The following is a 20,018-nucleotide window of genomic DNA, read 5'->3' on the forward strand; positions in this document are numbered from 1 at the left end:
AGGAAGAGCATGAGAAAAGAAATTGTTATGTTCACTCAATCTGAATCTGTATTGAGGTCGAACCTGAGAAAGGGCCTGTCAGGCAGGTTGCTCCCCAGGCTTATGCCAGTGTTGCTGGCTGCCTGCTTTGGGTCAGGATTTGTTGCCAGCGTGGCTAACGCCAATCCTGTCGGTCCACAGATCGTCAATGGCAAGGTCATCTTCAACCAGGATGGCAAGATTTTCACGATCACCAATACACCCGGCGCAATCATTAACTGGCAGGATTTTTTCATCAATGCCGGTGAGACCGCCCGCTTCGTACAGGAAAGTGCCAATAGCACGGTATTAAACCGTGTGACAGGCCAAAACCCCAGCCAGATTCTGGGGACTTTGCAGTCAAACGGGCGGGTATTTCTGATCAACCCGAATGGCGTGCTGTTTGGCAAAGGGGCGCAAGTCGATGTCAATGGTTTGACAGTCTCCAGCCTTGGCATGTCGGACGCAGATTTCAAGGCCGGCAAGCTGAATTTTAGCGCAGGCACATCGGCTGGCAAGGTCAGTAACCAGGGCGCGATCACCACGCCATCAGGCGGCCATGTCTATCTGATTGCACCTGATGTAGAAAACAGCGGCATCATTACATCACCCCAGGGTGAAATCCTGCTGGCGGCAGGGCGCTCAGTCAAGCTGGTGGATTCTGCCAATCCTGATGTGCATGTCGTCGTCAGTGCTGATAATAACCAGGCGCTCAATCTCGGACAGGTCGTTGCCCAGGGTGGCAAGGTCGGTATCTATGGCGGCTTGATCAGCCAGCGTGGCCTGGTCAGTGCCAATAGCGCTGTCGTCGGTGAAAACGGCAAAATCTATTTCAAGGCCAGCCAGGATACGATACTTGATACAGGCAGTACTACCACGGCCACAGGTAAAGGCAGGGGCGGTGATATACAAATACTGGGGCAACGCGTGGCGCTGGCTGGCAATGCCCAGGTGGATGCCAGCGGTAACACCGGTGGTGGCGAGGTATTGCTTGGTGGCGACTATCATGGCGATAATCCTGCCGTCATGAATGCCAAACGCGCCTTTGTTGGCAGCGAAGCAAAAATTAGCGCTGATGCCTTGAAAACGGGTGACGGCGGCAAAGTTATCGTCTGGTCAGATGAAGTCACCAGGGTCAACGGCAGTATTTCTGCGCAGGGCGGCGCACTGGGTGGCAATGGCGGTTTTGTAGAGACATCGGGCAAGCAAAACCTGGATTTCCATGCAAAAGTCAATGTCGGCGCCGCGCGTGGTAAGGCTGGTACTTTATTGCTTGACCCATCTTCAATTACCATCGCTGGTGGTAATGGCGATGGTGCATCTGATGGTACGGGGACATTTCAAGGTTCGGCAATAGGAACCATCAATTTTGCTGATGGCAGCCCGACAACGGTCTATCAGTCGGAACTTCAAGGGCTGACACCTGGCACAAACATCGTGCTGGAAGCGACAAATTATATTAATACCAGCGGCACTTTTTTTGGTAGTTCGATATCCCTGCCAAGCAATTCCAGCATCACCTTGAGAACCCGTAATGCTTCTACTGATGTCAGCGCCACCCGCGGCATTAACCTGACAGCGGCAGACCCCAATCTGGAAATCAAGACCAATGGCACAGGTACGATTACCCTGCAAACTGGTACGGGAGCATCGCCACAGAGTGCCGATATCGTAGTCGCCAGGCTGTCCACCAATAGTAGCCAGATCAGTACCAGTGCCAGCGGCAATACTGTCTCCAAGAGCATGACGACAACACCGGCTACGGTGGGTGTGGGCGGCGATATCCTGCTCAATGGCACGGGGTATATCAATGTAGGTTCTGGTGGCCTTGATGCCCGTGGCAATTCATCGGCAGCTGGTAATGTTACGCTGACTTCAGGCGCATATATTACGCAGCAAAACGGCACTACCATATATGCCAAAGACCTGAAGCTGAGTGCAGTCAGCGGTCTGTATGGCAATACACCAACTGACAGTATGGGTGTGCTGGCGGCAAAATTGAATGCCATTAATACCGGCAGCGGTGATATCCGTATCGCCAGCCTTGGTGCCAATCTGATTATCAATGATGTAGGTGGAACTGGCTACGGTATCAAGCAGCAGACTTCTGGCGGAGCAATACATCTGAGTTCCCCTACTGGCTTTACAACAGAAATCAATTCGCCAGTCATCACCAATAATGGTTTGTTAAGCATCAATGGCCAGGGCGGCATTAACCTGAATGCGGGCGGCACCATCAATAGCGCCGGTGGCAGCATTAATTTGCTGGCAACGGACGCTGATGCACTGACCAGTACTGCATCTGGCACACAAATAAATAGTTCTGGCGCGGCTATATCCATCAAGTCTGACAAGATGAATTTGCAGGGTAACGTGAATGCAGGTAGTGGTGCAGTGACGCTGGATTCCAATGCGGCTGGTACTATTCACCTTGCCACAGGAGCGACCAATGCGCTGGCTGGCACGCTGGAGTTGTCTGCAGCTGAATTGAATAATGTCAGCGCTGCACGGCTTAAAGTTGGCAATATGAGTGGCGGCAGCATTGATATCAAAGGGGCCATGGGTTCGGGTGCTGGTGGAGCTTTGCAAAACATCTCTACCTCACTGACCCTGAATTCTGGCAACACGATTTCACAACAATCAGGTGCCACTATCAATGGTGCCAGTTCTGTACAGGCACGCGGTTACAGCGTCACCCTGACTGAAGCAAATGCTACAGGTGTGATATCCGGCTCTGCCAGTACCGGCAGTTTCTTTTATAACTCGACCAATGCCATCAATGTGGCGACGGTAGATGGCTATAGCGGTATTAATGCTCCATCGAGCGTCAAGCTGAGTTCGGACACAGGTATCACTCAGGCGGCAGGTAGCAATATCACGACTGGTGGTCTTGCCTTGCAGACCAAGGGTTCAGCCAATCTGACCAATACCGGCAATAGTTTCAGTTCCTTTGCGGCAGACCTCAATCCCGGTGGCATGGGGAGTGGCAGCCTGAATGTATATAATTCAGGCAATCTGACCATCAGCAATCTGGCAGCTATCACGGGTATTACGACCAATAATCAGGCTGTTACCGTGACTGCGGGTGCGGGTTCGCTGACAGTTTCTGATAACGTCAATGCTGGTACTGGCAAAGTTGGCTTTATTGCTGACCAACTGACTCTTGGTGGACCTGGTGGCATCACAGCCGGCGACTTTGGTATTCGTACATCCACGGCAGGGCGCGCCATTACAGTTGGTTCTGGTACCTGCACTTCAGCCCCATGTCTGAGCATCACCAATCTGTATAAAGTTACCGCTCCCAATATTGCGATAGGCAGCAGCGACCCTGGCATTGCCTCAGGGTCCATCTCTGTTGTTGGTATCACTGACACCAACACCAGCGCTATCACCGATATCAAGCATCTGACGACTACGCGCATAGGCTTGTTGACTGGTAGCGATATTACCCAGGTCAATCCTATCACTGTTCAGGATCTCGGCCTGGTCGCTGGTAACAGCATCATACTGAATGGCACGAATGTGATCACCAACCTGGCAGCGAAAAGCAACACCAGCATGAGTCTGGTGAATACCCAGGGCATCAATGTCACCACCTTAAGTGGTGGCAATGGTTCAAGCACCTACAGCCTGAGTGGCATCAATACAACCGGCAATTTATACCTGACTGCCAGCTCGGGCAATATCGCGCTGGGGGCAAATGTCAATACTGGCACTGCGACTGCCACGCTGGCCGCAAGCAATGGTGCTATTACCCAGGTGGCTGGCAATATAGTCAGCGGCGGAGCACTGGATGCAACTGCCAATGGTGGTATAGGGCATAGTACCGGTTTGAAAACCAGTGTGCCCATCCTGCTGGCAAATAATACGGGTGCAAACACCGATATTAATATCAAGAATACCGGTGCCCTGAATGTCCGCAATGTGCAGCAAAGCGCGGTTGGCAGTACCGGCAGTGTGCTCATCGATAATATAGGTGCAATCACCCTGGATAGCGCAGATGCGGTGCGCACCAAGGCCGGTAATATCAGTCTGGTGGCACATAGCCCCTTGACGGTGAATGGTACAGTTGCCAGTGCAAATGGCGGCAATATCACCCTGGAAGCCGGGGCCAGCGGCAGCACTGCTGACAAGCTGACCGTAGGCAGCACAGGCTCGGTTACGACCAGTGGCAATATTTTGCTCAAGGCGGGCGATGCTATTTTGATTTCTGGCAATGTCAGTGGCGGTACGGTGACACAGCAAGCTTTCCAGAATGCGCCTTTGCCTACCCTGGAGCAATGTGTCGCCAGCCCGACTACGCCCGGTTGCAGCTCGGTCTTGCCTAGTCTCAGCGCCTGTATCAGCAACCCCAGTCTGGCCGGTTGCAGCGTAGTCTTGCCCAGTGTGGCTGCCTGTCAGGCCAACCCTACACTGGCTGGTTGCAGTGTGGTGTTGCCTAGCCTTAGTTCCTGCATTGCCAACCCTTCGCAGTTTGGTTGCTCGAATGTCTTGCCTAGCCTGAGTAGCTGCCTGGCTAATCCGAATATCGCCGGTTGCAGCGCAGTCTTGCCCAGCTTGTCGGCTTGCCTGGCGAATCCTTCCATCAGCGGTTGCAGTTCGATTTTACCTAGCCTGACTTCATGCATCAGCAATCCTGCCCAGACTGGCTGTAGTGCTGTACTGCCATCTTTGGCAACTTGCACTTCCAGCCCGGGCACGCCAGGTTGCAGCGTGGTCTTGCCAGCTTTGGCAGCTTGCCTGGTGTCGCCAAATATTGCTGGTTGCTCAGCCGTCCTGCCATCTGTTGCGGCCTGTACGGCGAACCCCAGCTTGCCAGGATGTAGCTCTGTGCTGCCTACCTTGAGCGCCTGTATCAGTAATAGCAGCCTGGCTGGTTGCAGTGCTGTCTTGCCTACTTTGGCGGCTTGTCTGGCCAGTCCCAGTGTGCCGGGTTGTAGTGCTGTGTTACCTAGCTTGAGTGCCTGTGTCAGCAATAGCAGTTTGCCAGGTTGCAGTGCAGTCTTGCCGACGCTGGCTACCTGTACAGCCAGCCCCAGTGTGCCTGGTTGCAGCGCAGTGCTGCCTAGCCTGAGTGCCTGTATCAGCAATAACAGCCTGCCTGGCTGCGCTGCTGTTTTGCCTACCCTGGCCGCTTGTACCGCCAGCCCCAGCTTGCCTGGTTGTAGTGCCGTCTTGCCTAGTTTGACTGCGTGCATCGCAACACCGACGCTGTCTGGCTGTAATAATGTCTTGCCGACCTTGAGCGCTTGCCTGGCTAATCCTTCGCAGGCTGGTTGCAGCGTAGTCTTGCCTACTCTCGCTGCCTGCACTGCCAATCCGGCATTGTCTGGCTGCTCGTCAGTCTTGCCTACGCTGGCTGCGTGCACTATCAGTCCAAGCCTGGCCGGTTGCTCTGCAGTGTTGCCGGCATTGAGTGCCTGTGTCGCCAATCCTGCCCTGTCTGGTTGTTCGGCTGTCCTGCCTACACTCGCAGCTTGCAGCGCCAACCCTGCTTTGCCTGGTTGCAGCGCAGTTCTGCCTACGCTTACAGCTTGTATAGCGGCACCTACGTTGGCGGGTTGTTCCAGTGTCTTGCCTGGTCTGGCCAGCTGTACAGCTAACCCGGCATTGCCAGGATGCAGTGCGGTGTTGCCTAGTTTGGCTAGTTGCGTTGCCAACCCTGGCCTGGCAGGTTGTAATGCTGTATTACCTGGCCTGGCTACTTGTACTGCTGCGCCAACTACAGCAGGCTGCTCTGCAGTCTTGCCTAGCCTGGCTGCCTGTACCGCCAATCCTGCCCTGGCTGGTTGTAGCGCGGTTTTACCCAGCCTGGCGGCTTGCACGGCCAATCCGTCCATTACTGGTTGCAGCGCGGTCTTGCCCAGTTTGGCAAGTTGCGTCGCCAATCCTGGTTTGCCTGGCTGCAACCTGATCTTGCCTACACTGGCAACCTGTATCGCCACACCGTTTGCATCTGGCTGTAGCGTAGTCTTGCCCAGTCTGGCGACTTGCGTTGCCAATCCAGCTACTGCCGGTTGTAGCGCAGTCTTGCCAGCCCTGGCGAGTTGTGCTGCCAATCCGGCTTTGAATGGTTGTTCGGTTGTCTTGCCTAGTCAGGCGCAATGTGCGGCCAATCCTGGCTTGCTGGGTTGTACGCTGGTCTTGCCTATAGGTGATCTCAGGACTGGCAATATCCTCAACAACACGATTAATTTTGCCTTGAACAGTTTTATCAGTTCTACTTTGGCGATGTCGAATGCGATTTCCAATTCTTCCAATTTCTTTGACAGTGGTAGTAGTGATTCTGGCCGTGAAACCAGATTCGAGCAAAGAAGCAGTTTTGCCGGTACCAGGGACAACGGAGTATTAAAAAATGCTACAGATAAAAAACTCTACTGCAATTAAGTTTTTCTTTCTTGCAGCACTGTACCTGAGCTGCGCGCTGAGTTTTGCTGCGCAGGTCGCTGGCACCGTGACGCATTTGAGCGGGCCTTTGATCGCCAAAAAAGCCGATGGTGCGGTCAAGGTCTTGTCCCTGCAATCTGCCATAGAGCAGGGCGATACCCTGATTGCCGAGAAAGATACTTATGCGCGTATCAAGTTTGCCGACAATAGTGAAATCGTTTTGCGCCCGAATTCCCAGCTCAAGATAGATCAGTTTTCTTTTGAAGAAGACAAACCCAATAATGATGGTTTCACCATGACCCTCATCAAAGGTGGCTTGCGTGCAGTCACTGGCTTATTGGGCAAGCGTAATAAAGAAAGGTTTGGCCTGAACACACCTACCGCATCCATAGGTATACGCGGCACGACTTTTATTGCTGAATACGTTGCGCCTGATAGCAGCGTCGCAGCTTACAACATGGCAACAACAGCAGCGTTGCAGACAACAGGAGCAGATGGCAGGACTAGCCGCAGTGATGCTGATGCGCCTGTTGCCGCCATCCAGCCTTTGCAACTTGCCGCTAACGAAACGCCCGCTTCAGGCTCGGGGCGCGTGCCAGGACTGTACGTGCAGGTATTGGATGGCACTATCTTCCTGCGCAACAGCGCCGGCATCCTCGATGTGACAACAGGGCAGTTTGGCTTTGCCATCAGCTTCAACAGGCCACCTGTTATTTTGCCAAACAACCCTGGCATGCAATTCACGCTACCAGGCAGTTTCCCGGCCAATCTGACTCAGGACAATGTCAGTAATGAAAGCAAGTCAGGTAGCCTGATATGTGAGGTGAGATGAGGTGAGGTGAGGTCAGATGATGTGAGCTAATTGAATTTGGAGCGCTGGATGTGCCAGGCAGGTAAATCCAGCGTCGGCTTGCTTCAGAATACCGGCAGGTCAGCACTGGCATGCTGACGCAGGTTATTACGTGCAATTTCAAAGTCAGGGAAAACGGATTGCACTGTTGCCCAAAAACGTGGGCTGTGGTTCATCTCACGCAAATGCGCAAGTTCATGCGCAATCACATAGTCAATAATCATGGGCGAGAAATGGATAAGTCGCCAGTTCAGCCTGATCTTGCCCTGTGAGGTGCAAGAACCCCAGCGCGTTGCCGCTGCCGACAAAGCCATGCTCTGGTAGCGCACATTCAGTTTTTCTGCGAATACTGGCAAGCGTTCATTGAATATGCGTTTTGCTTCCTGCTGCAACCAGGCTTGTACACGGTCTTTCAATTGCTGTTCACCAGCATCAGGTGGCAGGTTGATGATCAACTCGGCCTGCTCACTCAGGAAATGTGTGCCGCTGACAGAAGCAGGAGCTATCCGCAAAGTGATTTCACCACCCAGATAAGGTAGTTTTGCCCCATCTTGCCATTGCATTTTGGGTTCCAGTTTGCGCTGGGTACGTTCGCGCCTCTCGGTCAGTTTGCGCAAAATCCAGGCTTGCTTTTCCTGTATCGCTGTTTCTATATCGGCAATCGTGACCCAGCGTGGCGCGGTAATACGCAAGCCATCTTCATTGATCAAAAAACCTATGCTGCGTCGTTTCGAGCGTTGCAAATCATATTCGAGCAAATAATCCTGTATCAGGATGCGGCGCTTGTTACTGGTGTTGACAAAGGTAGACGGTGGTGGCGCAGCAGGCCGCTGCTGCAGCTCATCACGCTGAGCGATATCTTTGAGCGGGCTTGGTGCCGGCACCGGAGTCTTGACTGGCGCAGGACGCAGTTTGTCCGGCACCAGAAAATCACTGAATAAATCCAGTTGCAAAGCCATTTGTATGGCCTTGCCTATCGAGGAAATACGGGGCTTCATTTATGCTTGGGGAATCCTGATTCAATAGCTAATGAGATTTGTGCTCGGTTTGTATCAACAAATCCTTGCATGGAAGGGCGTTTTACAAACTGCAATCCCACTAGTTTGACCTATTTTTTGCAGTTCGTGTTTTTGTCTCCAAAAACTGGTTTTTTCGATATCACCATTTCTTGCCATCCTTTTTATTCATCGTTGTTCACTTGAATTTTCTGCAACTAGCTCAACTTGCCTGAACAAGCGATAGCACATATCGCCCCCTACTCAACAGGACCTGATGAAGAAGCTGACATTGCTGCAAAATCACTGGAATAGCATTGCTGGAAAAATCCGATTTTACTTGAATGTCCCTGATAAAAATCCTGTCGATTTTCCATTCGCCCGTAGCGATATCGCCATGTTTTATCGTCTTACCAAAGACGAAACGGTGAAGCTCATTGATGAGCATACGGCCAGCGATATGCTGCTTGATGTCTATGCAGATCAACTGACAGCAGGTAGCAGTATTTTCGCTCAGCAGATCGTGCATAAACGACTGCGTGAAGGTGCTCAGGATGAACAAGGCAAGCAACGCTTGCAAAAGCTGATGGCTGATACTGCATTGCTTGATGCGTTGCGGCAGCACTGTTTGCCATTACGCGGCGTGGAAACAGAAGTCAGTGAACAGCTTTTTACAGACACAATCCCGGTTCCGCCAGCCTGGTATAAATTCATGGGGCTGCTGCCTGTCAGTATGAGCCTGTTATTCATCGTTGCCATGACATCATTGGCCTCTGCCTGGATAGCCGTGTTGGTGATATGGCTGATCTTGCTGGGAGTACAGACGCATTTTCATGAAGCGGTGACGCAATGGACAAAGAAAGTGCAGGCATTGCAAGCCCTGCTCTGGAGCTTTGATCTGCTCTCTGAGCATCATCCAGGCGATGTGCAAACATCTGTTGAAGAGCGTCACATGACGAAAACAATGCTTGCCGAATTGAGCGGGCGTAAACTGGTGACTCTGCCCGGCATGCGCGAATATGCTGACTGGTTCTTGCTGGATAATGTCAGGCATTTTTTCAAGACCAGTATTCTTGCCCGTAAAAATCAGGATTTTTTGCGCAGAGTGTACATGTACGTGGCAAATCTGGAGGCTGATCTGGCACTGGCCAGGCACTTGCAATCGCTTCCTCAATATTGCTGGTCCTCAGCAGCAGACAGGAAGCAACTGCACATGCAGCAAGTCGTTCATCCCTTGTTGCCACAAGCTACTGGCTTGGACGTAAGACTGGAAGGTAAGGGCGCTTTTATTTCAGGGCAAAATGGCATAGGCAAGAGCACCTTGTTGCGTACCCTGGGTCTGAATCTCATCGTCGCCCGCGCTTTTGGTTTTTGTTATGCTGCTACTGCCAGCGTTCCAGTGACAGCAGTGTTTTCCAGCATGCAGAGTGAAGACTCTCTGATCGCAAATGAAAGCCTGTATCAGGCAGAACTCAGGCGTGCCAAAGAATTATTGGATATCGCAAAAAGCGATACGCAGGCTGTGTTCATCATTGATGAAATTTTCCGTGGCACTAACCATCAGGAATCCATCTCGGCTGCCGCCGCAGTTTTGCAAAGCTTGGCCAATGCAAACATGGTCATCGTTTCATCCCACAATCTGGTACTCGCACCTATATTGGCAGCCTATCTGACACCATTATGCGTCACAGCAGAGCTTGGTGAGCTATCGAGATTGCAAGTGAATGAGGGCGTTCTGGCTGACCCGAATGGTATACGCTTGCTTGGTACTTACGGTTTTGGTGATGATATAAAAAACAAAGCCAGTCGGGTTTTCGACTGGCTTGGTGACTACCTTAAACATCCCGACAAGTGCGAGCAAATACTGGAAAATCGCAGCGAGTCTTAATTGCAGCTGGTCTTAATTTCAGCTTATAAGGTCTATTTGGATTCAGACTGATACACCTGCGGTGAAATCACGCGCATTTCAGCTTCTATCCATTTCTCGACTTCCTGCATCAGTTCAACCGCATTCATGCCATCTGGAGCAATCGGTTTACCTACCGAGACTGTGACTGTACCTGGCAATTTGGTAAAAGAGTTTTTTGGCCAGCATTCACCAGAATTCAGTGCGATAGGCACGACTGGGGTATTGGTTTCTACCGCCAGGCGAGCGCCACCGCCTTTGTACTGGCCTTTTTTGCCAACAGCGATACGTGTACCTTCGGGGAACATGATGATCCATTGCCCATCAGCCAAACGCTTGCGGCCTTGCGTGACAACGTGAGCAAACGCATCCTTGCCCTTGCTGCGGTCAATAGGAATCATGCGCAGCATGGAGATGGCCCAGCCAAAGAAGGGGATATAGGTAATTTCTTTTTTGAAGACGAAGACCAGCGGGCGTGGTGTTGCCATCAACAGGAAAATGGTTTCCCATGCCGATTGATGCTTGGACAGCAGGATGGCCGGGCCATCCGGAAAATTTTCAAAGCCCTTGGTCTGGTAACGTATGCCGCAGATTACTTTTGCTGCCCAGATAATGGTGACATTCCAGCGGGCAGTAATGTAATAGCGCTGGTTGTACGGCAAAAACGCAAACAACATGCTGATAGGGGCCCAGACGATGGTGACGATTGCCATCACCAGCAAGAAAATCAGCGAACGAACAAAACGGGTAAAGCTAAGCATGTAGTCTCCATTGTAGCGATGCTGGTTTGAATCTTTTTAATGACTCAGATCGCGATATTAAATTCAGATGGCGAGTTTTCCACCAGTTTGTCGACCATGGCGGCGAGGTCCGCAAAGACTTGTGTGCCTGGCGGCAAGCCACCTTTTTCCTGGGTCTTGCTGCCTTTGCCAGTCAGCACCAGATGCGGCTTGCAACCGAGAACAAAGCCAGCCTGCAAGTCACGCAGGGAATCGCCCACGCAATGCACACCTTTCAGATTGGTGTCATAGCGGCGGGCTATTTCTTGCAGCATGCCAGGCTTGGGTTTGCGGCAATCGCAATTGTCATCTGCCATATGCGGGCAAAAGAAAATCGCATCTATCGTGGCACCGACTTGCTGGGCACTGGTATGCATTTTTTGATGGATGGCATTCAGTGTTGCCATATCAAACAGCTTGCGGCCTATGCCAGACTGGTTGGTTGCGACCACCACCGTATAGCCCGCCTGGTTAAGGCGGGCGATGGCTTGCAGTGAGCCCGGTATCGGCTTCCATTCTTCGGGCGACTTGATAAAGTCGTCCGAGTCCTGGTTGATAACGCCATCGCGGTCAAGGATGATGAGTTTCATCTGCAATCCTGGTTAGTGGTGCACTCTTGGTTAACTTGCCTCAAGCTGCCAGCTTGGAAATGTCGGCAACCTGGTTCATCATGCCATGCAGGCTTGCCAGCAAGGCCAGGCGGTTGTTACGCAAGGCCAAATCTTCAGCATTCACCATGACATCATTGAAGAAGCTGTCCACCGCGGCACGCAGGGCTGCCAGGGTTTTCAAGGCACTGGTGAAGTCACCTTTGGCAAATGCCGCGTCTACTTCTGGTTTGACGTCGGCCATGGCCTTGGCCAGTGCCTGCTCTGCAGCTTCCTGTAACAATGCTGGCTGGACTGCACCTGGCGTACCCTCAGCTTTTTTGAGGATATTGGTAATACGCTTGTTGGCAGCAGCCAGTGCTTCTGATTCTGGCAGGGCAGCAAAGGCTTGTACAGCTTGCAGGCGTTCAACGATGTTATCCAGCGTGTCTGGTTGCTGGGCAACCACAGCTTCAACTTCATTTTGTGAAAAGCCTTTGTCGCGCAACTGGCCGCGCAGACGGTCAAACAGGAAGTTCAATACATCGGCTGTTGGGTCTGTGAAATTGGCATTGCCGGCAAACAGTGCTACTGCTTGCGCCAGCAAGGTATTCAAGGACAGCGGCAAGCGTTTTTCTACCAGCATGCGCAAGATGCCCAGGGCATGGCGACGCAGCGCAAACGGGTCACGGTCGCCAGTAGGTTGCAAGCCTATGCCCCAGATACCGACCAGAGTTTCCAGCTTGTCAGCCAGTGCTACGGCAGTACCTGTCAGTGTCGCAGGCAATGCATCACCAGCGAAACGTGGCTGATAATGTTCAGACGCGGCAGCGGCTACATCAGCGTGCTCGCCATCATGCTGGGCATAGTAAGTACCCATGATGCCTTGCAGCTCAGGGAATTCGCCTACCATGTCGGTCAGCAAGTCTGTTTTGGCCAACAGGGCAGCGCGTTCGGTCAGGGCAACATCACCATTCAGGCTGGCAGCAATCTGGCCTGCCAGGGTTTTAACGCGTTGCGTACGTTCTGCCTGGCTACCCAGTTTATTGTGATAAACCACATTCGCCAGCAGTGGCAGGCGTGATTCCAGGGTCTTTTTCTTGTCTTGCTCAAAGAAGAATTTAGCGTCCGACAGGCGTGGACGCACGACGCGCTCATTACCCTGGATGATGTATTGCGGATCGCTGGTTTCGAGGTTGGAGACGATCAAAAAGCGTGAACGCAATTTGCCAGAAGCATCTGTCAGGGCAAAATATTTCTGATTCGTTTGCATGGTCAAAATCAGGCATTCTTGCGGCACAGCCAAAAATTCCTGCTCGAAATTGCATTCATACACCACTGGCCATTCGACCAGGGCTGTCACTTCATCCAGCAGGGATTCAGGCATCAGCACCTTGTCTGCTCCCGCTTTGCCCAGCAAGGCGGCACGTATCTGTTCTTTACGCTCATTGAAGCTGGCAATGACCTTGCCTTCGGTTTTCAGGCTGGTGGCATAGTCTTCAGCTTTGGCAATGCTGACTTCACCGGCGGACAGGAAACGGTGGCCTTTGGTAATGCGGTCACTGTTCAAACCCAGCAGGGACAGTGGCACGATGTCAGCACCGTGCAGGGCAATGATCTTGTGCACAGGGCGCACGAAATGCACAGTCTCGCCATCAGGACGCTGGTAGCTCATGACTTTAGGAATAGGCAGCTTGCCTATGGTTTCTTCCAGCGAAGTTTGCACTGCCGGTGCCAGGGCAGTACCTGCCGCTGTATAGCTGTAAAAGAAGCTCTCGGCCTTGCCATCGACAGCACGTTCCAGGTCACTGACCTGCAAGTGAGGGAAGCCCAGTGCTGCCAGCTTCTTGCCCAGCGGTGCCGTCGCATTGCCAGCCGCATCCAGTGCCACCGATACCGGCAATACTTTTTCGCGCATCAGCTTGTCCGGGGAAGTGGCGCGTACACCAGTGATGCTGACAGCCAGGCGGCGTGGTGAGGCATAGCTGGTCGCTACAGACTCAGCTTCCAGAAAATCGCGTGACTTCAAACCAGCGACGATACCGGCGCTAAATGCTTCACCCAGTTTGGCCAGTGCCTTGGGTGGCAGCTCTTCGGTAAATAATTCTACTAACAGTGTTTGGCTCATGTTTCTTATCCTACGTTCCGGCGCTGTGCCAGAATCTGTTTAATGATGTTCTTGTGGGCTATGCATTACTTAGGCTGCAGTAACAGCAGCAGGAGCAGGCTTATGCTTGTCATCAGCAGCGCACATGGGGAAGCCCAGTGCTTCACGCGATGCATAGTAAGCCGCAGCTACGGCACGCGAGAGATTGCGTATGCGGCCTATGTAGGCAGCGCGCTCGGTCACAGAGATGGCACCACGTGCATCCAGCAGGTTGAAAGTATGTGCAGCCTTCAAGATCATTTCATAAGCTGGCAGGGCCAGGGATTTTTCTGTCACTTCCAGCAGGCGCTTCGCTTCTGCTTCGTAGTTTGTGAACAGAGAGAACAGGAAATCGGTGTTCGAATATTCAAAACTGAAAGTCGATTGCTCAACTTCATTTTGATGGAATACATCACCATACGACAGGCGCAGGGTCTTGCCGTTTTCTTCACGCTCAGTCCAGACCAGGTCATAGATATTATCTACACCTTGCAAATACATGGCCAGACGTTCCAGGCCATAGGTGATTTCACCGAGGATAGGTTTGCAATCCAGGCCACCGACTTGCTGGAAGTAAGTGAATTGCGTGACTTCCATACCATTCAGCCAGACTTCCCAGCCCAGCCCCCAGGCGCCCAGGGTAGGGTTTTCCCAGTCATCTTCAACAAAACGTATGTCGTTTTGTTGCAAATCCAGACCCAGGGCTTTCAGAGAGCCCAGGTAGAGGTCCAGGATATTTTCCGGTGCTGGCTTCAACACCACCTGATATTGGTAATAATGTTGCAGACGGTTAGGGTTTTCACCATAACGGCCATCCTTGGGGCGGCGTGACGGTTGTACATAAGCCGCACGCCATGGTTCTGGCCCGATGGCGCGCAAGAAAGTGCCGGTATGCGAAGTACCCGCGCCCACTTCCATATCGTAAGGTTGCAGCAGGGCGCAGCCTTGCTTGTCCCAGTAATCTTGTAATGTCAGGATAATTTGTTGAAATGTGAGCATCGTGCTATCTGCCTTTGTCACTTCATTAAGAAGCGATGAATAAAGTTTGCCAAACCTTAGATTTTAACGGCTTTTGCGTAGGATAGGAGAATTTGCTTGATGTTGTTTTATTAATTTTGAGCCTTGAATTTGATTATTTTGAAAGACCTCTCAACACAGAGGCACCGAGACACAGAGAAATTCAGGAGAAAACCTGAGGCAATAGAAGCTTGCGCTAGCTTTTTAATTCATTGAAATTAATAAAAATACTATAAATTTAAAATTTGTTTGAACGCAATTGCAGCATAAATAGGCAGCTTGCCTCTGGCGGTTTTTGTTGCAATTCGTGTGGCTACGCGGTATAAAAATCCACCTGCCAAAAAAAATAGCGAGTTTAACCGGAGACCGCGGAGCAATGGCTATAGTTGATCCTGATTTGACTTTGGATGCCGAGACACAGCGGCTGGAAGAGTGGTATCTCTTGTTGGGGGAGCTTTCCCACTGTTTGTGGTACACGGCTGAATTGCCTGAGATGTTGCGTGGCTTCTGTCGTATCCTGGTGCAGCGTGCTGGTTATCTGTGTGCGGAGGTGGAACTGGACTTGGGTGACAAGTCGGAAATTTACCGCTTTCGCGCCGACAGGCAGGCTGGAAAAGAGACAAAATACCTGATTCTGCCCTTGCAGCGTTATGGCTATGCGCTGGCGCAATTGCGTGTAGGTGCTGATTTTGATCTCAGTGAAACTGGTGATGCATACAACATATTGAGTCGTTTTGCCAATGAACTTGCGCAGGCTATCCATTCCCTCAGCAGCACCCATGAACACCATGATCTGCAAGACAATATGGAAATGCTGGCACTCTCGGTGCAGCAAAGTCCGTTTGCAGTAGTCATTACCAATGCCGATGGTGAACTGGAATATGGCAATGACAGCTTTTGTCGTATTTCTGGCTATGCATTGAACGAAGTGCTGGGCAAGCATGTGTTCTGGAATTCTGGTGACCCTGCTGATGAAAAAGTCATGCGCATCATCAAGGCGCTCAAGGTTGGAGAACACTGGCAAGGTGATGTACTCAGCCATCGCAAGGATGGTACAGCCTACTGGGAAAGGCAGATGCTCAGCCCTTTGTGTAATGCAGATGGACAAATCACACATCTCATCGCGGTCAAACAGGATATAACGGATAGCAAATTCCAGTTAAAAGAAGTCGAGCAAGCCCTGCTTTTACGTGAGCAGGCGCTGGTATCGAGCAGTAATGGCATCATGATCACCCGCAGCGATGAAACAGACCATTCCATTGTCTATGTGAACCCGGCTTTTGAGCGTATCACCGGCTATACGGCGCAGGAAGTCATAGGTCGTGAAGGACGTTTCCTTGTCAGGGAAGATCTGGCGCAACCTGATCTGGAAGAAATCCGCAGTGCCTTGCGTGAAAAAAGATCAGGCTGCGCGCTGCTGCGCAATTACCGTAAGGACGGCACGCAATTCTGGAATGAATTACATATCTCGCCCGTCAAGGATGCGGCAGGTGCGGCTACCACACATTTTGTCAGTGTCATCAATGATGTGAGTGAGCGCGTCAATTACCAGAAAGAGCTGGAATACCAGGCCACCCATGACAGCCTGACTGGTCTGGCGAACCGCAATTTGCTGAATGATAGAATCACCCAGGCCATCGCCTGGGCCAAGCGCCAGGATTTGTCGGTGGGCTTGATGTTGCTCGACCTTGATCATTTCAAGCTCATCAATGATGCCTCCGGCCACGGTGCGGGGGATGAAATGTTGAAGCAGGTGGCAAACAGGCTCAGCCATTGTGTGCGTGAGACCGATACAGTGGCGCGTTTGGGCGGCGATGAATTCGTCATCATTCTGACTGATTTGCCTGAGACTGGTGATGTTGATATCGTAGCTGAAAAAATCCTGACAGCATTGGCGCGACCGTTTGAAATCAATGGACATGATGTATTTGTCACGGCCAGCATAGGTATTTCGCTCTACCCGCGTGATGGTGACCATGGCGAGATTTTGCTGCGCTATGCCGACATTGCCATGTACCGCGTCAAGGAGCATGGCCGCAATAGCGTGCGCCAGTTTATTCCCGAGATGGGCGTCACTGCCATCAGTCGCCTGAATATGGAAGGCGCATTGCGCCGTGCGCTGGAAAGGCATGAACTCACTCTGCACTACCAGCCCAAGATAGAACTTGCTACGGGTCATATAGTCGGTGCAGAAGCACTGGTGCGCTGGCATCATCCGCAGATAGGTTTGATACATCCAATCGAGTTCATCCCGCTAGCAGAGGAAACCGGGCTGATATTGCCGTTAGGCGAGTGGGTGCTGGCTGAGGCTTGCCGTCAGCAAGTCAGCTGGAAAAAATCTGGGATGGCTGATTTGAAGATAGCTGTCAATATGTCCCCACGCCAGTTCAGACAAGAGGATTTGTCCGAGCGCGTTGCCGCTATTTTTACCGAGACGGGTGCCGACCCATCGAATGTCACGCTGGAGCTGACCGAGAGCATGGTCATGCAGGATGTCAACAGTACCCTGGTCGCATTGCGCGCCTTGAAAAACCTGGGTTTGTCGATATCGCTCGATGATTTTGGTACGGGTTATTCCAGTCTTTCTTACTTGCGACGTTTCCCCATTGATGAACTGAAAATAGATAAGTCCTTCATCAATGATATCCATGAAAACCCTGATGATGCAGCGATCGCGAGCGCCATCATTGCCATGGCCTTGAGCCTGAGTCTGAGTGTGGTTGCAGAGGGAGTGGAAAAGAAAGAGCAGGCTGAACTTTTGCGCAAAATGGGATGCAGCCAGGTGCAGGGCTATTATTTTGGCCGTCCCATGGATGCCGCCGGTTTTGCCACCCGCTATCGCGAGCACATCAATGAATAAGATGATGAGTCAAACCATGAACAAGCTCATCTGGCGCACCGGCAAGGTCAGCGAAATTCCGGAATTACTGATGGCAGCAACGCTGGAAAAATCAGCCGCCGTCGGCGCGGTGACTGTCTATCATTTCAAACATGATGGGCAGGAAAAACTGGCGATTTCCCTGCCCGATGGTCAGGCAATCATCATAGAGCCGCTGCCCAGTGGCAGACCACGCCGTCGCCGGGTTGACCCATTGAAAGCTGAGCCGCCAGGTCAGCTTGCAGATGTCATCGATAAGAGCTGAATGGTTCAATAGTTTAGTGGCTTGGCACATGCTCACTATCGAGCATAGCCATGGCATGATCATTGTAGCGATTACCCGCTACTGCATCGCTGGGAACCGCAGCAGCTATTGCTTGTAAATCTGCCGCATCCAGCTTCACATCAAGAGCACCAAGTGCCTCTGTCAAACGGTCACGACGGCGTGCGCCTATCAGGGGAACGATATCCTCATCTTGCGCCAGTACCCAGGCAATTGCCGCCTGCGCCACGCTGATACCCTTGCTGTTGGCGCTGCCACGCAAGGCTTCCACCAGAGCCAGGTTACGTTCCAGATTGCCATCCTGGAAGCGTGGGCTGATGCTGCGGAAATCCCTGGTGCCAGTAGTACGTTCCGGACTCCAGTGACCACTGAGCAAGCCACGTGACAATACGCCGTAGGCAGTGATGCCTATGCCCAGCTCGCGGCAGACTGGCAAAATCTCGGCTTCTATGCCGCGTGAAAACAGCGAATACTCTATCTGCAAATCACTGATGGCATGCACTGCAGCCGCGCGGCGCAGGCTGGCAGCACCAGCTTCTGACATACCGATGTGGCGTACATAACCGGCTTTCACCATGTCGGCAATCGCACCTATGGTGTCTTCCACAGGCACTTGTGGGTCTATGCGTGCCAGACGGTAAACGTCGATGTGATCAGTGCCCAGGCGTTTCAGGCTATAAGCCAGGGCGTTCTTGACGGCGGCTGGCCTGCCATCCATACCTATCCAGTTGCCTGCCGGGTCGCGCAGTGCGCCAAATTTGACGCTGATCTTTACTTGTTCACGTGGCAGGTTTTGCAGGGCTTCCTGTATCAGCAATTCATTATGGCCCATGCCATAAAAATCACCTGTGTCGAGCAAGTCTATGCCCGCATCCAGTGCCGCATGGATAGTGGCGATGCTTTCGCCGCGATCAGCCGGGCCATATAAGTCCGACATACCCATACAACCCAAACCCAGTGCTGAGACTGCCGGACCTTGTTTGCCCAATTGACGTGTTGCCATGTTGTTCTGTGCCATGCTGAAACTCCTTTGTCATTGTTGCCTCAGCGAGGTTGCTGAAGATGTAGCCATTGTAGTTAGACTGAATTTTTAGATAAATACGTTAAAATTGCCTTTACTATGCAAAAAATCTAAACAATTAGGGTTGGGACGATTATGGACAAATTCCAGGCTATGCAAGTCTTTACCGCCGTGGTCGAGCAAAGCAGCTTCACCCGAGCTGCCGAGCAATTGCAAATGCCCAGGGCCAGCGTGACCCTGAGCATTAAGCAGTTAGAATCTCATCTGGGTACACGCCTCTTGCAAAGAACCACGCGCCAGGTGAATACCACGGCAGATGGCGATGCCTATTACCAGCGTTGCGTGCGCTTGCTGGCTGACCTGGAAGAAACTGAATCTGCATTTAGCCATAGCCTGCTCAATCCGCGTGGCAAGCTCAGGATTAATTTACAAGGCTCGCTGGGTAAATCTTTCGTGGTTCCGGCCCTGCCAGGCTTCAGTGCCAAATACCCATTGATAGAACTGGAAGTCGGCATGAGTGACCGCCTGGTTGACCTGGTGCGCGAAGGTGTGGATTGCGTCTTGCGTGGCGGTGAGTTGCGTGATTCCAGCATGATCGCCAAACGGGTGGCACTGATGACGCAAATTACCTGTGCCAGCAGCGCCTATCTGCAAAAGCATGGCGTGCCCGGGACGCTGGATGATCTCTATGCCCATCTGGCAGTAAATTATTTCTCATCACAGACTGGCCGGAATATGGATTTTGAATTTGTCGTCAATGGCAAAACACAGGCACTGCCTTTGAAAGGGCAACTGGCAGTCAATGATGTCGATGCCTATGTTGCAGGTGCAGAAGCGGGTTATGGTCTGATACAGTTGCCGCGCTTTCACGTTGCTGCCCAACTGGCTGCTGGCAGCATGCAGGAAGTCTTATCGGAGATGCGGCCACCACCCATGCCGGTATCGATACTCTACCCGCACCACCGGCAGTTATCGCCCAGAGTCAGAGTATTTGTCGAATGGCTGACGGCATTAATGGAAGCGCATGCAGACAAATTCAGGGCTTAAAATAATATAAAAAATACATTTTTTCAGGAGGCGCACGCTGTTTTTGTCCTTATTTGCCTTAATTTGTTCTTACATAGGCCACGACAGCAAGCCAGCACCTGACA

12 protein-coding genes are annotated in these 20,018 nt (G+C 52.0%); 6 read left to right on the top strand and 6 right to left on the bottom strand.

The genetic code is table 11. The annotated features are described in order from the left end of the window. Positions 1 to 27 precede the first annotated feature (27 nt). Positions 28 to 6,405: a two-partner secretion domain-containing protein gene (locus DFR42_RS14290; protein ID WP_245936973.1), complete on the top strand. Its 6,378-nt coding sequence runs from the start codon at positions 28 to 30 to the stop codon at positions 6,403 to 6,405. Further along, on the top strand, positions 6,374 to 7,237 hold the full coding sequence (locus DFR42_RS14295) for a FecR family protein (RefSeq protein ID WP_110255680.1): 864 nt from the start codon (positions 6,374 to 6,376) through the stop codon (positions 7,235 to 7,237). Before DFR42_RS14290 ends, DFR42_RS14295 begins: the two co-directional genes overlap by 32 nt. Positions 7,238 to 7,320: 83 nt before the next feature. On the opposite strand, the gene DFR42_RS14300 is transcribed toward DFR42_RS14295, so the two are convergent. Next, entirely contained in the window at positions 7,321 to 8,253 is a 933-nt protein-coding gene (locus DFR42_RS14300) for a M48 family metallopeptidase (protein ID WP_110255681.1), read from the bottom strand. A 274-nt stretch (positions 8,254 to 8,527) separates the two neighbouring features. Here DFR42_RS14300 and DFR42_RS14305 point away from each other — a divergent pair, with 274 nt between their 5' ends. After that, the gene (locus DFR42_RS14305; RefSeq protein WP_110255682.1) at positions 8,528 to 10,138 is read left to right on the top strand and encodes a MutS-related protein; all 1,611 of its coding nucleotides are present in this window, start codon (positions 8,528 to 8,530) and stop codon (positions 10,136 to 10,138) included. A 32-nt stretch (positions 10,139 to 10,170) separates the two neighbouring features. Here DFR42_RS14305 and DFR42_RS14310 read toward each other — a convergent pair whose 3' ends face one another. From DFR42_RS14310 to glyQ, 4 genes are all read right to left on the bottom strand, one after another. Next, entirely contained in the window at positions 10,171 to 10,917 is a 747-nt protein-coding gene (locus tag DFR42_RS14310) for a lysophospholipid acyltransferase family protein (protein ID WP_110255683.1), read from the bottom strand. Positions 10,918 to 10,961: 44 nt separating this feature from the next. Continuing rightward, positions 10,962 to 11,525, bottom strand: coding sequence for a D-glycero-beta-D-manno-heptose 1,7-bisphosphate 7-phosphatase (gene gmhB / locus DFR42_RS14315; protein ID WP_110255684.1), 564 nt, complete (start codon positions 11,523 to 11,525; stop codon positions 10,962 to 10,964). Positions 11,526 to 11,565: 40 nt separating this feature from the next. Continuing rightward, the gene (glyS, locus tag DFR42_RS14320) at positions 11,566 to 13,650 is read right to left on the bottom strand and encodes a glycine--tRNA ligase subunit beta (RefSeq protein WP_110255685.1); all 2,085 of its coding nucleotides are present in this window, start codon (positions 13,648 to 13,650) and stop codon (positions 11,566 to 11,568) included. Positions 13,651 to 13,719: 69 nt separating this feature from the next. Beyond that, positions 13,720 to 14,667, bottom strand: coding sequence for a glycine--tRNA ligase subunit alpha (glyQ, locus tag DFR42_RS14325; RefSeq protein WP_110255686.1), 948 nt, complete (start codon positions 14,665 to 14,667; stop codon positions 13,720 to 13,722). A 394-nt stretch (positions 14,668 to 15,061) separates the two neighbouring features. Between glyQ and DFR42_RS14330 the strand changes: the two genes are divergently transcribed. Together DFR42_RS14330 and DFR42_RS14335 are read left to right on the top strand one after the other, a co-directional pair. Beyond that, positions 15,062 to 17,545 (top strand): GGDEF and EAL domain-containing protein, encoded by a 2,484-nt coding sequence (locus tag DFR42_RS14330; RefSeq protein WP_110255687.1) that lies wholly within the window; start codon positions 15,062 to 15,064, stop codon positions 17,543 to 17,545. 16 nt (positions 17,546 to 17,561) lie between these two features. Then, positions 17,562 to 17,828: a hypothetical protein gene (locus DFR42_RS14335; RefSeq protein WP_146218854.1), complete on the top strand. Its 267-nt coding sequence runs from the start codon at positions 17,562 to 17,564 to the stop codon at positions 17,826 to 17,828. Positions 17,829 to 17,841: 13 nt separating this feature from the next. Here the strand turns inward: DFR42_RS14335 and DFR42_RS14340 are convergent, their stop codons facing one another. Continuing rightward, the gene (locus DFR42_RS14340; protein ID WP_110255881.1) at positions 17,842 to 18,849 is read right to left on the bottom strand and encodes an aldo/keto reductase; all 1,008 of its coding nucleotides are present in this window, start codon (positions 18,847 to 18,849) and stop codon (positions 17,842 to 17,844) included. Positions 18,850 to 19,002: 153 nt separating this feature from the next. Between DFR42_RS14340 and DFR42_RS14345 the strand changes: the two genes are divergently transcribed. Beyond that, positions 19,003 to 19,914 carry a LysR family transcriptional regulator gene (locus DFR42_RS14345; RefSeq protein ID WP_110255689.1) on the top strand — a complete coding sequence of 304 codons (912 nt, stop codon included), beginning with the start codon at positions 19,003 to 19,005 and terminating at the stop codon, positions 19,912 to 19,914. The last annotated feature ends 104 nt before the right edge of the window (positions 19,915 to 20,018 follow it).

Source organism: Undibacterium pigrum (genome assembly GCF_003201815.1).
Classification (GTDB): Bacteria; Pseudomonadota; Gammaproteobacteria; order Burkholderiales; family Burkholderiaceae_D; genus Undibacterium; species Undibacterium pigrum.

Coding starts and splice junctions, on each gene's coding strand:
- DFR42_RS14290 (WP_245936973.1), top strand. CDS start 28: ATGTTCACTCAATCTGAATCTGTATTGAGGTCGAACCTGAGAAAGGGC.
- DFR42_RS14295 (WP_110255680.1), top strand. CDS start 6,374: ATGCTACAGATAAAAAACTCTACTGCAATTAAGTTTTTCTTTCTTGCA.
- DFR42_RS14300 (WP_110255681.1), bottom strand. CDS start 8,253: ATGAAGCCCCGTATTTCCTCGATAGGCAAGGCCATACAAATGGCTTTG.
- DFR42_RS14305 (WP_110255682.1), top strand. CDS start 8,528: ATGAAGAAGCTGACATTGCTGCAAAATCACTGGAATAGCATTGCTGGA.
- DFR42_RS14310 (WP_110255683.1), bottom strand. CDS start 10,917: ATGCTTAGCTTTACCCGTTTTGTTCGTTCGCTGATTTTCTTGCTGGTG.
- gmhB (WP_110255684.1), bottom strand. CDS start 11,525: ATGAAACTCATCATCCTTGACCGCGATGGCGTTATCAACCAGGACTCG.
- glyS (WP_110255685.1), bottom strand. CDS start 13,650: ATGAGCCAAACACTGTTAGTAGAATTATTTACCGAAGAGCTGCCACCC.
- glyQ (WP_110255686.1), bottom strand. CDS start 14,667: ATGCTCACATTTCAACAAATTATCCTGACATTACAAGATTACTGGGAC.
- DFR42_RS14330 (WP_110255687.1), top strand. CDS start 15,062: ATGGCTATAGTTGATCCTGATTTGACTTTGGATGCCGAGACACAGCGG.
- DFR42_RS14335 (WP_146218854.1), top strand. CDS start 17,562: ATGAACAAGCTCATCTGGCGCACCGGCAAGGTCAGCGAAATTCCGGAA.
- DFR42_RS14340 (WP_110255881.1), bottom strand. CDS start 18,849: ATGGCAACACGTCAATTGGGCAAACAAGGTCCGGCAGTCTCAGCACTG.
- DFR42_RS14345 (WP_110255689.1), top strand. CDS start 19,003: ATGGACAAATTCCAGGCTATGCAAGTCTTTACCGCCGTGGTCGAGCAA.